Here is a 15,181-nt window from a genome sequence, read left to right as displayed (position 1 = left end):
TATTGCTAATATCGGCATTATCCTATTTTAACACGATTTATTTGCTGAATTAGCGTAGAAAAAAGGCATCCGCTGGCCGAGGTTGTTAAAAAAAAGTAAATTAACAACGGTGTGCGTTGCGGCCAAGGTTCCCATTAACGCACAATGTGATCAAGATCGACAATGGTCAGCGTTTAAGCATGTCGTCAGCGGCATGCCCGCCAATCATTATTCCGGTTACCCCGTGCTCGGCCGCATCTGGCGCGCAGGGGGAACGCATTTTGAGGCAATCATGGATAAACACCTGCAAAAACCTAAAATCCTGAAGGTAGAAACCATCGCACGTTCGCGCTTGTTTAACGTTGAATCTGTCGATCTGGAATTCAGCAACGGCGTGCGGCGGGTGTACGAGCGTATGCGCCCTTCCGATCGTGAGGCGGTGATGATTGTGCCGGTGATTGGCGACGACCTGCTGCTGATTCGCGAGTATGCGGTCGGGACGGAATCTTATGAGCTGGGGTTCCCTAAGGGGCTGATCGACCCGGGTGAAGAGGTGCTGGAAGCCGCCAACCGCGAGCTGATGGAGGAAGTGGGCTTCGGTGCGGAACGCTTTGATTTTCTCAGCAAGTTAACCATGGCGCCCTCCTATTTTTCCAGCAAGATGAATATCGTGCTGGCACACGATCTGTATCCGCAAAAGCTGGAAGGGGACGAGCCGGAGCCGCTGCCGCAGGTGCGCTGGCCCATTGCCAATATGATGGCGCTGTTGGCGGAACCGGATTTTCGCGAGGCGCGCAACGTCAGTGCGCTGTTCCTGGCCGAGGCCTTCCTGCGTGGTTCCCGCTAAACGGCGAGCGTGTGCCCCCGCAGCGGCGCAAATAAAAAGGGCCAGATTTCTCTGGCCCTTTTTGGTGGTTAGAACAGTTCGTGGCTTTCGCCGCCGGAATCCATCAGGGTGGTGCCGGCATCGTAGGTCGGGTACTCCGTCGGCTGGGTGCCTTCGATAAAGTACTCGGAACGGCTGCCTGAGCCGCCTTTCGACAGCTTGCCGGTGCTCTTGTCGATAATGACGCTGATAATGCCCTGCGGCGGCGTGGTTTTCTGCTCCGGAATGCCTTCCAGCGCAATCTTCATAAACTCATCCCACGCCGGCTGCGCGCTCTTCGCACCGCCTTCGCCGCCGGAAATCTGGTCCGGAATGGCGCCGGACGCCGTTGAGCGGCCCAGGGTGCGGCGATGGTCGTCAAAGCCGATCCAGACGGTAGTGACCGTATCCGGGCCGTAGCCGGAGAACCAGGCGTCCTTCGAGCTGTTGGTGGTGCCGGTTTTGCCGCCGATATCGCGACGCTTCAGATCGCGGCCGGCACGCCAGCCGGTGCCCATCCAGCCCGGTTCACCGTAGATGTTGGTGTTCAGCGCGTCGTGGATCAGGAATGACAGCGGCGTGTTGATCACGTGCGGCGCATACTGCTGGTCGCCGTCCTGCAGCACCTGGGCCGGGGTCACCTGCTCCAGCTTCGGCATCGGCACGCCGGAATTGTTATTGTTTTCCTGCGAGACCGCCACGTTTTCCACGTTATCGTCCGACAGTACCGCCGAACGGTGCGTGTCGCCGTAAATCACCGGCAGGTTACAGCTGTTGCAGACCACTTTCGGCTTGGCTTCAAAAATGGTGTTGCCGGTTTCATCTTCGATATGGGTGATGAAGTACGGATCCACCAGATAGCCGCCGTTCGCCAGCACGGCGTAGCCGCGCACCAGCTGCATCGGAGTAAAGGACGCCGAACCCAGCGCCAGCGATTCCGAGTGCACGATGTTCTGCGCCGGGAAGCCGAAACGCTGCAGGTATTCCGCCGCGTAGTCGACGCCCATCGCACGCATGGCGCGCACCATCACTACGTTCTTCGACTGCCCCAGCCCCTGACGCAGGCGGATTGGGCCGACGTAAGTCGGCGGCGAGTTCTTCGGCCGCCATTCGGTGCCGGAGCCGGCATCCCAGCGGGTGACCGGCAGGTCGTTCAGGATGGTGGCCAGCGTTAAGCCTTTATCCATTGCCGCGGTATACAGGAACGGCTTGATATTGGAGCCGACCTGACGCAGCGCCTGGGTGACGCGGTTGAACTTGCTCTGGTTGAAGTCGAAGCCGCCGACTAGCGCTTTCACGGCGCCGTCCTGCGGATTCAGCGAGATCAGCGCGGAGTTGACGTCCGGCACCTGCGACAGCCACCAGCTGTCGTTAACCTTACGTACCCACACCTGCTGGCCTACCTGCACCACGTCGGTTACGCGCTTCGGCGTCGGGCCTTGCAGCGTATCGGATTTGTAAGGGCGCGCCCAGCGCATGCCCGCCATCGGCAGGGCGATGCTGCTGCCGTCCGCCAGCATGGCGGTCGCCTGCTCGGCGTTGGCGGCGGTGATCACCGCCGGCGCCAGCGGGCCGTAGCTCGGCAGACCTTTGAGTGAGGTGACGATTTGCTTCTGGTCCCAGGCGGCTTCGCCGACTTTCCACAGCACGTTGGACGGGCCGCGGTAGCCGTGGCGCATATCGTACGCCAGCACGTTGTCGCGCACCGACTGCTGCGCCGCCAGCTGCAGCTTCTTGGTCACGGTGGTGTAGACCTTGTAACCGTCGGTGTAGGCGTTTTCACCGTAGCGCTTGATCATCTCCTGGCGCACCATCTCGGCGAGATACGGGGCGGAGAAGCTGATCTGCGGCGCGTGGTAATTGGCCACCAGCGGCTCGTTACGCGCTTCGTCGTATTGCGCCTGATTGATGTAGTGTTCGCCCAGCATACGGGCCAGCACCACGTTACGGCGCGCCACGGCACGATCGTGCGAATAGAGCGGGTTAAAGGTGGATGGCGCTTTCGGCAGGCCGGCGATGGTGGCGATTTCGCTCAGGGTCAGCTGGCTGACGTCCTTGCCGAAGTAGACCTGCGCCGCGGCGCCGACGCCGTAGGCGCGGTAACCCAGATAAATCTTGTTCAGATACAGCTCAAGAATTTCATCTTTGGTCAGCATCTGCTCAATGCGCACCGCCAAAAACGCTTCCTTAATCTTACGCATCAGCGTGCGTTCCGGACTCAGGAAGAAGTTTCTGGCGAGCTGTTGGGTGATGGTACTTGCCCCCTGGGACGCATGGCCGGAGACCATCGCCACCGACGCGGCGCGGAAGATACCGATAGGGTCAACGCCGTGGTGCTCATAGAACCGGCTGTCTTCGGTGGCGATAAAGGCGCGCACCATTACCGGCGGAATTTGATCCAGTTTGAGCGGAATACGGCGTTTCTCGCCGTATTGGGCGATCAGCTCGCCATCGGCGCTGTAAACCTGCATCGGGATTTGCAGTCGGACATCTTTCAGCGTTGCGACGTCGGGCAGCTGTGGCTCGACATATTTGTACAAGCCAAAAACCGAGGCTGCTCCCAGCACGATGCAACATACTGCAAGGATTAGAAAATACTTTACGAACTTCACCTGAGATTTCCCATTTTTATGTCATTTGGGCAGTTTATAAACAACCGCGCGGTAGTATAAAGGTAAGGCTTCGCCATGGATATGTTCTTTTATCATCTTACCTTAAGGAGGCGGGTCAAAATATGTTCCCGAACACATGGAATGTGGGGCTCGATATACAGAGCCATAGTCTGCGCGCCGTCGCGGCACAGCGGCGACGCGGCGGCTGGCAGCTGCGGCACTGGTGGCAAAAAGAGTTGCCGTATGCCGTCCTGCGCGACGGTTATCTGGATCAATCCGAAAGTTTGATTCCGCTGCTGCGGCAGTGGCGAACCCGCTTACCGCGACATATTTCCTTACGCATTGCCTTACCTGTGCAACGGGTTTTACAACATGTCATACCGGCGCCGGACGCGCGGCTGCAGGAGCCGGCGCGCGACCGCTATATCACCGCTCAGGGGGCGAAGCAGTTTCCGCTCGACAGCCAGACGCTGGCGCTGGACTACCGTCCGCCGCAGGAACGGGCGGCGCAGCTGTTGCTCACCGCCGCCCGGCAGCAGGAGCTACAGATGTGGCTGGGCTGCCTGCAGCAGGCCGATCTCTCGCCGCAGGTGGTCGATATCACGCCCTGCGCGCTGTTAACCATGGCCGAGGCCGCCGGGCTGCCGCCCGAGGCGGTCTTGCTGCATCGGCTGGACGATCACTGGCTGTGGGCGGCGCCGCGCAGCGGCGCCTTTGCCTGCGGCGTGCTGCGCGAGCCGGAGATCGGTGATGCCGCACGGGCATTGGCGGCCGTGCTGGCCGCCAATGCCGGCGCACAGACGCTGTATTACAGCAGCGTGCTGGATGAACCCGCGCCGGAAGGGGCGCTGCTGTGGTCGCCGCTTGAGGCTTTTCCTTACCGGCAGGCGCCGCTGCCCGCAAAGCCGGGGGCCTTTGTGCTGGCCGGCGGGTTGGCGCTGCGGCAGGAGGACTGCTGATGTACCAGGTGAATTTACTGCCCTGGCGCCAGCAGGCGCAGCGTCGCCGCGCACGCTTCTGGCTACGTTTGCTGACGCTGCAGCTGGCATTGGCGCTGACGATCGCCGCGCTGCTGCTGGCGGGCGTGCGCCACCGGCAGCAGCAACAGCGCAGCCTGCTGCAGCAATACACGCAGCAGAACGAGGCGTTGCAGCAGCAGTACCGGCTGATTCAAGCGGCGACGGGGGAACTGACGCGGCTGAGTGAACGTCAGGCGCAGCATCACCGTAATCAGGCGCATAACCTGCAGTATGCGCGTTTTTTGCCGCAGTTGGCGGCGGCATTGCCGGCCAGCGCGTGGCTGCTCTCGCTGGAGGCGCAGGCGCACCGGTTGCGGGTGCGCGGGCTGAGCCAGGGCTATCCGGCGTTGGTTCAGCTGACGGATCGCCTGACGGCGCAGGCGCTCTTGCCTGGGTATCAGTTAGAGGACGTCGTGCAGCGTCCGGACGGCCTATTTTCTTTTACTCTGACGGCTCCCTGGCGGCGTGATGAGTAGGCCGTTGCCCGATGAGCTCATCCTGTGGCTGCAGCGCCCGGGTTGGCAACTGCTGGTGTTTCAGTGGCTATTGCTCGGCATTCTGCTGGTGCTGCCCGGTCTGGGACTGATACGCGGGGAGTGGCGCCAGTCGGAACGGTTAAGCGATGAGGTTCGGCAGCAGGCGCAGCGTGTCGGCCAACTGCAGCGGCAATTGGCATTGCTGCCGCCGCTGGCGACGCTGGAGCAACAGATTGCGCAGCAGCGGGAGCATCAACCGAGCGAACCGGAACTGTCGGCGGTGCTGCAGCAGGCCGGTGTCAGACTGCTGCGTTGGCAGCGGCAGGAACAGCCTTCGCAGCAGCGGCTTCAGCTGCGCAGCGACTACTTCGCCGTGCTGCAACTGTTGGAGAGTTTGCCGGGCACGGTACGCATCAGCCAGCTGACCCTGGAAATGCGGCCGGAAGGGTTGAGTACGCAATGGCTGCTGCAATAACGCGCGGCGGCTGGCTGACGCTGGCGTTGATAGGGGCGTTGACGCCCGTACTGTGGGCGGCACAGCCGCGCGATCCTTTCCAACCGCCGGTGCTGTCCTGCCCCGACGTTGCCGCATCGCCCGAGCGCTGGCGGCTGGCGGGGATTATCGGCCAGCCGGAGCGTCGTCTGGGCTGGGTCATCACGCCGGAGAGGCGCTGGCTGCGGCTGCAGCTTCGCCAGACGGTGCTGCACGGGCGCTGGCAGGTGACGCATATCGACACCCGGACGCTGAAACTGCAGGCCGTGCCAGGCGATGCGCTCTGCCCGCCGGTCCCGGGCGATGTCACTTTGACGTTGGGAAATAAATAAGGAAGCAACATGAAGGGATGCAAAGGCTTGGCGGGCTGGCTGTGTGGTCTATCGTTCGCCGTCATGGCGGCGCCGCAGGATGACGCGCCGGTTTCTCTGGCATTTCATGACGCGCCGATTGCGCTGGTGCTGCAGGCGTTGGCGGATCATCAGCAGCTGAATCTGGTAACGGCGGAGGCGGTGAGCGGCACGCTGACGCTGCGGCTGGAGGCGGTGCCGTGGCGGCAGGCGCTGGCGGTGATCCTGCGCATGGGGAAGCTGAGCATGACGCTCGACGGCAAGGTGATGACGGTCTTTCCGGCCGAACAGCTGCCGCCACCGCTGCAGACGCTGACGCAGCGGCTGCATCACGCCGAAGCGGCGGCGGTTTTGCAGAGTTTACAGGCGCAGCGAGGCGCGTTGCTGAGCGAGCGCGGCAGCGTTATGGCGGATCCGCGCACCAACACGCTGATGATTCGCGACGAGGCGTCGGCGCTGAAGCTGCTGGCGGGCTGGCTGCAACAGATGGATCAGCCGCTGGAACAGGTGCAGCTGGCGGCGCATATCGTCACTATCGGCAGCGAGGATTTGCACGAGCTGGGCGTCAGCTGGGGGCTGGCGGAGGAGGCGTCGCCGGGCAAGGCGCTGCGGCTCGATAACTTCAGCGTCGGTCTGCCGCTGGAGCGCAGCGCGATAAGCGCGGGGTTTCATCTGGCGCGCATCAGCGGGCGCATTCTGGATCTGGAGTTGACGGCGCTGGAGCAGGAGAATGCGCTGGAGATTATCGCCAGCCCGCGTCTGGTGACCGCCAACCAGCAAACCGCCAGCATCAAACAGGGGACGGAAATTCCGTATGAGGTGTCCAGCGGCGCCAGCGGTGCGACATCGGTGGAGTTTAAAGAGGCGGTGCTGGGGATGGAGGTGACGCCGAAGATTTTGCCTGACGGCCGCATCGCGTTGAAGCTGCAGATCAGTCAGAACATGCCCGGCCGCGCGATTAAGCAGGGAGAGGGAGAAGCCCTGGCGATCGACAAGCAGGAGATAAAAACGCAGGTCACGGTAAAAAACGGCGAAACCATCGTTTTGGGCGGCATTTTCCAGCGGCAAAGCAGCCGCAGCGCCGATAAGGTGCCGGGGCTGGGCGACGTGCCGCTGCTGGGTTCGCTGTTCAGGCGCAGCGGCAAACAGTATAAAAAGCGGGAACTGGTGATTTTTATCACCCCAACGCTGGTTAAAGGCTGAGCACTCTGCGCTGCGGCGAACGAAAATCTGTTGAAGTTGATGAGCAGATGCACTTTTTTCTCGCCACAGAGACATCTGAGTTTGACGCTGCGGCCGATTTAGCTTACAAGGGTTACCGAATTGAGCTCCGAGGTTTTTTTGTTAACGCTCAGACGCCGTTAAAAACATATGGTTTCCCTCCCGCGGCGTGGATAGCGATTTATTCGGTTGCCAAACTACCAAGAGTGTTGAGATAATTTTTCGTCTGATCTCGCACTATCGCTCATGAGGTTTCAGTTTAGGTCCCGCCGCTGATTTGATTGGCGGGGCGGGTTATCATTAACGAATTGTCTTAGTAATACCGAAAAACATGGCAGAGAAACGCAATATCTTTCTGGTTGGGCCTATGGGTGCCGGCAAAAGCACTATTGGCCGTCAGTTAGCTCAGCAACTCAATATGGAGTTCTTCGACTCCGATCAAGAAATTGAGCGACGTACCGGAGCTGACGTGGGCTGGGTATTCGACGTGGAAGGCGAAGAAGGTTTCCGCGATCGTGAAGAAAAGGTCATTAATGAACTGACGGAAAAGCAAGGGATTGTGCTGGCGACCGGCGGTGGTTCGGTGAAATCGCGTGAGACGCGTAACCGTCTGTCGGCGCGAGGTGTCGTTGTTTATTTGGAAACCACCATCGAAAAACAGTTGGCGCGTACCCAGCGTGATAAAAAGCGTCCGCTGCTGCAGGTCGATGAGCCGCCGCGTGAGGTGTTGGAAGCGCTGGCAAAGGAACGCAATCCGTTGTACGAAGAAATTGCCGATGTCACTATCCGTACCGACGATCAAAGCGCTAAAGTAGTTGCCAACCAGATTATCAATATGCTGGAAAACAACTGATTGCGTTCCCCGCGCCGCGATGCGGGGATCAACCACATTGGGGAACTGGGCGCGATATGGAAAGAGTTACCGTAACGCTTGGGGAGCGTAGCTACCCAATTACCATTGCTGCCGGATTGTTTAACGATCCGGCTTCTTTTATGCCGCTGAAGGCCGGCGATCAGGTCATGCTGGTCACCAACCAGACGTTGGCGCCGCTGTATCTGGAGCAGGTGCGTAATGTGCTTGAACAGAGCGGTGTGGTGGTCGACCAGGTGATTCTGCCGGATGGCGAGCAGTACAAATCCCTTGCGGTGCTGGAACAGGTGTTCTCGGCGTTGCTGGCCAAGCCCCATGGCCGTGACACCACCTTGGTCGCTCTTGGCGGCGGCGTTATCGGCGACCTGACCGGGTTTGCTGCGGCGTGTTACCAGCGCGGCGTACGTTTTATTCAGGTGCCGACCACGCTGCTGTCGCAGGTGGACTCCTCCGTTGGCGGGAAAACCGCCGTCAATCATCCGCTCGGTAAAAACATGATCGGTGCGTTCTATCAACCGGCTTCGGTCGTGGTTGATCTGGATTGCCTGAAAACGTTGCCGGCGCGTGAACTCTCATCCGGACTGGCGGAAGTGATCAAGTATGGGATTATTCTTGATGCTGATTTCTTCCGTTGGTTGGAAAATAATATCGATGCTTTGGTCGCGCTGGATATGCAGGCGCTGGCATACTGCATTCGTCGCTGCTGCGAGCTGAAAGCGCAGGTGGTTGCCGCCGATGAGCGTGAAAGCGGCCTGCGCGCCCTGCTGAATCTGGGCCATACTTATGGCCACGCGATTGAGGCGGAGCTGGGCTACGGCGTCTGGCTGCACGGCGAAGCCGTGGCGGCCGGCATGATGATGGCCGCGCACACCGCCCATCGGCTGGGGCAGTTTTCCGCAGAGGATATCGCGCGCGTCAGCAACCTGCTGCAGCGTGCGGGGCTGCCGGTCACCGGTCCGCAGGAGATGGCACCGGCGGCGTATCTGCCGCATATGATGCGCGACAAGAAAGTGCTGGCGGGAGAACTGCGTCTGGTGCTGCCGACGGCGATTGGCGCCGCGGAAGTCCGCAGCGGCGTTGCGCATGATACGGTGCTGGCGTCGATTGAAGATTGTTTGCCGCGGTAAGCCGCTGCCTCCGAAAAACGGCCGCTCTCTGGCGGTGTGGTAAAAAGAAGAGGCAATAACAGTGGCTTAGCCGCGGTTTGCATCTATATTATTAATCATGCGAATGGGTTTTGCCCGATTATCATGAATTGGTTTAATCGGCCGTATCGCCGTCGCTTTACCGTGATACGCCCCAGGTGGCTGGTGCTACGCAAGGCGGCCAGCCTGTGGGGTAACAGCCTTTACCTCTCAGTTGGAGGGTTTTAGATGGATGAATTTAAACCGGAAGACGATCTCCGACCTGATAGCAGCGATCGTCCTTCCTCACGGTCGCGTAAAGCGGCCCCCGGCCCGCGTTTCGCCGTTTCACGTCAACATCTGATGATCGGCATCGGCATCCTGGTGCTGTTGCTGCTGATTATCGGCATCGGCTCTGCGCTGAAAGCGCCGACCAAACACGAATCCGCGCAGCAGCAGGGCAGCCAGTCCGGTTCGGCGCGCGATATCAATCTGTCCGGTTCCTCATCGCTGACCACGACCAACAATGGCGTGCCGGGCGGCACCACCGATGCCAATGACGCCAACGGCGTGAACACCACTCAGCCGCAGCAGCCGCAAGAGATCAGCGTACCGCCGATTTCCGGCACGCCGACCGAGGCGCAGCCGCTGCCACAGCAGGGCGGCGCGCAGCAGCGTGTGGATCTGCCCGGCAATATGAACGACGCGCTGTCTGCGCAGCAGGGGCAGGTCGATGCCGCTACGCAGGGCATGACGGGCAGCAGCTCGACGCTGCCGACGGCGCCGGCGACGGTGATGGGTGGTCCGCGTGAAACGACGCGCCCGGTGCAGAGCCATAGCGCGCAGCCGCATAAAGTGCCGGCGAAGAGTGTCAGCAAACCGGCCGCTGCAACGCACAAAGCAAGCAGCAGCAAGACGTCGGCGTCGGCCTCCTCCGGTAAATCCGGCGCGGTCAGCGGCAGCGGCGGCGCTATCCAGTCTGCTCCGGCCAGCCATTTCACGCTGCAGCTGAGCAGCGCGTCCCGCTCCGATACCCTGAACGCGTTTGCCAAACAGCAGAAGCTGTCGAACTACTCCGTGTATCAAACCACGCGTAACGGTAAAACGTGGTTCGTACTGGTGAGCGGCGTTTACGCCTCCTCCGGCGAAGCGAAGCGCGCCATTGCTTCATTGCCAGCGGACGTGCAGGCGAAAAAACCATGGGTTCGTTCCGTACGCCAGGTGCAACAGGACCAGAAAAAGTAATCTGACAGCTTTCGGGCTGCCGTCTTACGCCGCGTGACGACCTTAGGTCCGAGCGATGGTTGGGCGGCAGTCTGCAGGGTGAAGGGTATAAATCATTTTAATTTGTGCGCTGATGTGCTGTCTGAAACAGAGTACAATCCGCCGCTCTGAATTGTATAAGTAGCTAACTGACGGCATGAAGAAGAACCGCGCTTTTTTAAAATGGGCTGGTGGAAAATACCCGCTGGTAGATGAGATTCGTCGCCATCTGCCGGAAGGGGACTGCTTAATCGAGCCCTTCGTGGGTGCGGGGTCGGTGTTTTTGAATACCGATTACGATGCCTATATTCTCGCCGATATCAACAGCGATCTTATCAACCTGTATAACATCGTGAAGCTGCGTACGGATGACTTCGTGCGCGATGCCCGTATTCTGTTCGCCGATGAATTCAATAACTCGGATCAGTTTTACCTGCTGCGTGAAGAGTTTAATACTAGTCAGGACGCGTACCGTCGGGCGCTATTGTTCCTGTATCTGAACCGCCACTGTTACAACGGGCTGTGCCGCTATAACTTGCGCGGTGAGTTCAACGTGCCGTTTGGCCGTTACAAGAAGCCTTACTTCCCTGAGGAAGAGCTGTACTGGTTTGCAGAAAAATCGCGCAATGCCACCTTTGTCTGTGAGCATTACCGCGATACCATGTTGAAGGCGACCGCCGGTGCGGTAGTGTATTGCGATCCGCCGTATGCGCCGCTGTCGGCGACGGCGAATTTTACCGCCTATCACACCAACAGCTTCAGCCTGGACGATCAGCAGGGGCTGGCGCAGATTGCGCATCAGCTGTCGGTTGAACATCAGGTGCCGGTATTGATCTCAAACCACGATACCGAACTGACGCGTGACTGGTACCAGCATGCCGCGCTGTATGTGGTGAAAGCCCGCCGCACCATCAGCCGCAATATTCTGGGCCGCAGCAAGGTGAACGAGCTTTTGGCGCTGTATCGCTAAGCCGGAAAGCAGCAGGCGCCCGGCGTATAATGACTACCCCTACGTTTGGAGAAGCGGATGAAAAAGAGTTTGATTGCCCCGTCCATTCTGTCGGCAGATTTTGCCCGCCTGGGCGAGGACACGGCGAACGTATTGGCCGCCGGCGCCGATGTGGTGCATTTCGATGTGATGGATAACCATTACGTGCCGAACCTGACCATCGGTCCGATGGTGTGTCAGGCGCTGCGCAACTACGGCATCACCGCACCGATTGACGTTCACCTGATGGTAAAACCGGTCGATCGCATTATCCCGGACTTCGCCAAAGCCGGCGCCAGCTATATCACTTTCCATCCCGAAGCCTCCGAGCACGTCGACCGCACCATTCAACTGATCAAAGAACACGGCTGCAAGGCCGGGCTGGTGCTCAACCCGGCCACGCCGCTGAGCTATCTCGACTACGTAATGGATAAGCTTGACGTCATTTTGCTGATGTCGGTCAACCCGGGCTTCGGCGGCCAGTCATTTATCCACGGCACGCTGGATAAGCTGCGCCAGGTGCGCAAGCTGATTGATGACAGCGGCTACGATATCCGCCTGGAAGTGGACGGCGGGGTGAAGGTCGACAACATTGCTGAAATCGCCGCCGCAGGCGCCGATATGTTCGTCGCCGGCTCCGCCATCTTCGGCCAGCCGGACTACCGCACGGTGATCGACGCCATGCGCAGCGAACTGGCGAAAGTCACCCATGGCTGATTTCAGCGCCATCCGCGCTCTGGCGTTTGATCTGGACGGCACGCTGGTTGACAGTGCGCCGGGCCTGGCCGCGGCAATGGACCGGGCGCTGGCGGAGATGAACCTGCCGCAGCCGGGGATTGAACGGGTCAGCACCTGGATTGGCAACGGCGCCGACGTGCTGGTGCAGCGTGCGCTGCGCTGGGCTGAAGTCGACGAAACGCCGGCGCAGTGCCGGCTGCTGCGTGAACGGTTCGACCGCTGCTATGCCGACACGGTCGCCGACGGCAGCCGTTTGTTCCCGCAGGTGCGGCAGACGCTGGCGCAGCTGGCGGAGTCCGGCATGCCGATGGCGCTGGTGACCAATAAGCCGACGCCGTTTGTCGCGCCGCTGCTGCGTTCGCTGGGGATTGCCGACTACTTCTCGCTGATTATCGGCGGCGACGACGTGATTGAGAAAAAGCCGCATCCGGCGCCGCTGTATCTGGTGCTCGGCAAGCTGGGGCTGCGGGCCGGCGAACTGCTGTTCGTCGGCGATTCGCGCAATGATATCCAGGCGGCGCAGGCGGCAGGGTGCCCGAGCGTCGGCCTGACGTATGGTTATAACTACGGTGAAGCGATAGCCCTGAGCCATCCCGACCGCGTGTTGGAACGCTTCGCCGATCTGTTGCCCGTTCTTGGGCGGTCATCCTTAGAAAATCAGGAAATTTAAACATGAGTAAGCCCATCGTATTTAGCGGCGCGCAGCCGTCCGGCGAATTGACCATTGGCAACTACATGGGTGCGCTGCGTCAGTGGGTTCACATGCAGGATGATTACGACTGTATTTACTGCATCGTCGATCTGCATGCCATCACCGTGCGTCAGGACGCGGCAAAGCTGCGTGACGCGACGCTGAATACGCTGGCGCTGTACCTGGCCTGCGGTATCGACCCGGACAAAAGCACCATCTTCGTCCAGTCGCACGTGCCGGAGCATACGCAGCTGAGCTGGGCGCTGAACTGCTACACCTATTTCGGTGAACTGAGCCGTATGACCCAGTTCAAGGACAAGTCCAGCCGCTATGCGGAAAACATCAACGCCGGCCTGTTCGACTATCCGGTGCTGATGGCGGCGGATATTCTGCTGTATCAGACCAATCAGGTGCCGGTGGGCGAAGACCAGAAGCAGCACCTGGAGCTGAGCCGCGATGTGGCATCGCGCTTTAACGCGCTGTACGGCGATATCTTCAAGGTGCCGGAGCCGTTTATCCCGAAATCCGGCGCGCGCGTGATGTCGCTGCAGGAGCCGACCAAGAAGATGTCCAAGTCGGACGATAACCGCAACAACGTGATCGGTCTGCTGGAAGATCCGAAAGCGGTCGCCAAGAAAATCAAACGCGCGATGACCGACTCCGATGAGCCGCCGGTCATTCGTTATGACGTGGCCAACAAGGCCGGGGTTTCCAACCTGTTGGATATCCTGTCCGGCGTGACCGGTAAGCCGGTTGCCGAGCTGGAAGCCGAGTTTGAAGGCCAGATGTATGGCCACCTGAAAGGCGCGGTTGCCGATGCGGTGTCCGGTATGCTGAGCGAGCTGCAGGAGCGTTACCACCGCTTCCGCAACGACGAAGCCTACCTGCAGCAGGTGATGCGCGACGGCGCGGCCAAGGCGCGCGCTCGTGCGCAGGACACGCTGAGCAAGGTGTATGAAGCGATTGGTTTTGTAGCGCAGTCGTAACCTGCGGGTGCCAGACAGCAAAAAGGCCGGGCAATTGCCCGGCCTTTGTCGTTTCTGACGCGTGCGTCAGGCCATTTTCGCCAGTTCCGGCGCGGCTTCGCGGCTGGCGAACCAGTTCAGCTTACTGCGCAGGCTGACCACGCTGCCGACGATGATCAGGCTCGGGCTGGCCGCCTGCTGCGCCAACGCCGGCAGCTGCCGCAGCTCGCCTTCGAGCACCCGCTGGCGGCAGGAGGTGCCGTTTTCCACCAGCGCCACCGGCGTATCGGCGGCCATACCGTGCGCAATCAGCTGCCGCTGAATTTCTCCCGCCTGCGACAGGCCCATATAAAACACCAGCGTCTGCTGGCCTGCGGCCAGCGTGGCCCAGTCGAGATCGCCGTCGGTTTTGGCATGGCCGGTGACCAGCCGGACGCTTTGCGCATGGTCGCGGTGGGTCAGGGGAATGCCGCTGTACGCCGAGCAGCCGGAGGCGGCGGTGATGCCCGGCACGACGGAAAACGCAATGCCGCCTGCTGCCAGCGTCTCCAGTTCCTCGCCGCCGCGGCCGAAGATAAACGGATCGCCGCCTTTCAGACGCACCACGCGCTTACCGCGCTGCGCCTGTTCCAGCAGGATCTGGTTAATCTGCGCCTGCGGCACGCAGTGGTCGCCGGCGCGTTTGCCGACAAAAATGCGCTCGGCGTCGCGGCGCACCAGCGCCATGACCTCATCGGACACCAGACGGTCGTAAACCACCACGTCGGCCTGCTGGATCTGCTGCAGGCCCTTCAGGGTCAACAGCCCGGCGTCGCCCGGCCCGGCGCCCACCAGTACCACTTCCCCACCGATGTGGGGCTGGCTGGCGAACAGCGCTTCGGTCTGGCTGGTCGCCATGGCGTTATCGTTATTTGCCAGCGACTGCGCCAGCCGATCGTGGGCAAACAGCCGCTCCCAGAAGCGACGCCGCTCTTCAGGTCGCGTAAAGCGCTGTTTTACGCGTTGACGCAGCGCGCCGCCCCACTGCGCCAGGCGGCCAAGGTGCTGCGGCAGGGCGGCCTCCAGTTTTTCACGCAGCAGGCGTGCCAGCACCGGCGCTTTGCCGCCGGACGAGACGGCGACCATGATCGGCGAGCGGTCGATAATCGACGGCATGATAAAGCTGGCGCGTTTGGGATCGTCCACCACGTTGCAAAATACCCGCTGCTGATTGGCGCACTGATACACCAGCGCGTTGACCTCCACCCGATCGGTGGCGGCAATCACCAGCCACTGTTCCGCCAGCAGCTCGGCGCGGAAATCGCCGCTGACCAGCGTGACCCGTCCCTGTTCGGCCCAGCGCTGAAACTGTGCGTTGAACGCCGGGGCGTTAACCGTCAGCTGGGCGCCGGCATCCAGCAGCAGGCGCGCCTTGCGTTCGGCGACGTCGCCGCCGCCGACCAGCAGGCAGGCTTTATGTTGCAGTTGGCAGAAAATGGGTAAGTAATCCATCAGCAGTTCCTCAGGGCGGGGGCAGGGGCGCCGCG

The 15,181-nt window shown here is 60.7% G+C and carries 15 protein-coding genes; 13 read left to right on the top strand and 2 right to left on the bottom strand.

The features are described 5' to 3' along the window. Positions 1-271: 271 nt before the first annotated feature. Positions 272-826, top strand: a complete 555-nt coding sequence (gene nudE, locus D781_RS20865) for an ADP compounds hydrolase NudE (protein WP_015962205.1) — start codon at positions 272-274, stop codon at positions 824-826. Positions 827-894: 68 nt separating this feature from the next. Here nudE and mrcA read toward each other — a convergent pair whose 3' ends face one another. Further along, positions 895-3,456: a peptidoglycan glycosyltransferase/peptidoglycan DD-transpeptidase MrcA gene (gene mrcA / locus D781_RS20860; protein WP_015962204.1), complete on the bottom strand. Its 2,562-nt coding sequence runs from the start codon at positions 3,454-3,456 to the stop codon at positions 895-897. A 122-nt stretch (positions 3,457-3,578) separates the two neighbouring features. On the opposite strand from mrcA, the gene pilM reads away from it, so the two are divergent. The 12 genes from pilM (at position 3,579) to trpS (ending at position 13,676) form a co-directional block, all read left to right on the top strand. Further along, entirely contained in the window at positions 3,579-4,415 is an 837-nt protein-coding gene (gene pilM, locus D781_RS20855) for a pilus assembly protein PilM (protein ID WP_015962203.1), read from the top strand. Further along, positions 4,415-4,951 (top strand): PilN domain-containing protein, encoded by a 537-nt coding sequence (locus D781_RS20850; RefSeq protein WP_015962202.1) that lies wholly within the window; start codon positions 4,415-4,417, stop codon positions 4,949-4,951. The genes pilM and D781_RS20850 overlap by 1 nt, the downstream gene beginning before the upstream one ends. Positions 4,952-4,955: 4 nt before the next feature. Further along, positions 4,956-5,426 carry a hypothetical protein gene (locus D781_RS23925; RefSeq protein ID WP_051032612.1) on the top strand — a complete coding sequence of 157 codons (471 nt, stop codon included), beginning with the start codon at positions 4,956-4,958 and terminating at the stop codon, positions 5,424-5,426. Then, the gene (locus tag D781_RS20840; protein WP_015962200.1) at positions 5,411-5,776 is read left to right on the top strand and encodes a HofP DNA utilization family protein; all 366 of its coding nucleotides are present in this window, start codon (positions 5,411-5,413) and stop codon (positions 5,774-5,776) included. Before D781_RS23925 ends, D781_RS20840 begins: the two co-directional genes overlap by 16 nt. A gap of 9 nt (positions 5,777-5,785) precedes the next feature. Further along, positions 5,786-6,997, top strand: coding sequence for a DNA uptake porin HofQ (hofQ, locus tag D781_RS20835; RefSeq protein WP_015962199.1), 1,212 nt, complete (start codon positions 5,786-5,788; stop codon positions 6,995-6,997). 349 nt (positions 6,998-7,346) lie between these two features. Then, a complete protein-coding gene (aroK, locus tag D781_RS20830; RefSeq protein ID WP_015962198.1) occupies positions 7,347-7,868 on the top strand; it encodes a shikimate kinase AroK in 522 nt (173 codons plus the stop codon). A gap of 56 nt (positions 7,869-7,924) precedes the next feature. Further along, positions 7,925-9,013 (top strand): 3-dehydroquinate synthase, encoded by a 1,089-nt coding sequence (aroB, locus tag D781_RS20825; protein ID WP_015962197.1) that lies wholly within the window; start codon positions 7,925-7,927, stop codon positions 9,011-9,013. A 246-nt stretch (positions 9,014-9,259) separates the two neighbouring features. Then, complete coding sequence (locus D781_RS20820) at positions 9,260-10,255, top strand: SPOR domain-containing protein (protein ID WP_015962196.1); 996 nt, start codon at positions 9,260-9,262, stop codon at positions 10,253-10,255. Positions 10,256-10,430: 175 nt separating this feature from the next. Further along, the gene (gene dam / locus D781_RS20815; RefSeq protein WP_015962195.1) at positions 10,431-11,243 is read left to right on the top strand and encodes an adenine-specific DNA-methyltransferase; all 813 of its coding nucleotides are present in this window, start codon (positions 10,431-10,433) and stop codon (positions 11,241-11,243) included. A gap of 57 nt (positions 11,244-11,300) precedes the next feature. Further along, positions 11,301-11,978 carry a ribulose-phosphate 3-epimerase gene (rpe, locus tag D781_RS20810; protein ID WP_015962194.1) on the top strand — a complete coding sequence of 226 codons (678 nt, stop codon included), beginning with the start codon at positions 11,301-11,303 and terminating at the stop codon, positions 11,976-11,978. Then, positions 11,971-12,669: a phosphoglycolate phosphatase gene (locus tag D781_RS20805; protein WP_015962193.1), complete on the top strand. Its 699-nt coding sequence runs from the start codon at positions 11,971-11,973 to the stop codon at positions 12,667-12,669. The genes rpe and D781_RS20805 overlap by 8 nt, the downstream gene beginning before the upstream one ends. Before the next feature lie 2 nt (positions 12,670-12,671). Continuing rightward, a complete protein-coding gene (trpS, locus tag D781_RS20800) occupies positions 12,672-13,676 on the top strand; it encodes a tryptophan--tRNA ligase (RefSeq protein ID WP_015962192.1) in 1,005 nt (334 codons plus the stop codon). 66 nt (positions 13,677-13,742) lie between these two features. Here trpS and cysG read toward each other — a convergent pair whose 3' ends face one another. Beyond that, entirely contained in the window at positions 13,743-15,146 is a 1,404-nt protein-coding gene (gene cysG, locus D781_RS20795) for a siroheme synthase CysG (protein ID WP_015962191.1), read from the bottom strand. Positions 15,147-15,181 lie beyond the last annotated feature (35 nt).

This window comes from Serratia sp. FGI94, from assembly GCF_000330865.1.
Lineage (GTDB): Bacteria > Pseudomonadota > Gammaproteobacteria > Enterobacterales > Enterobacteriaceae > Serratia_B > Serratia_B rubidaea.
Note: the sequence above shows the minus strand (reverse complement) of the source record. Positions and strands in the feature narration are given on the sequence as shown.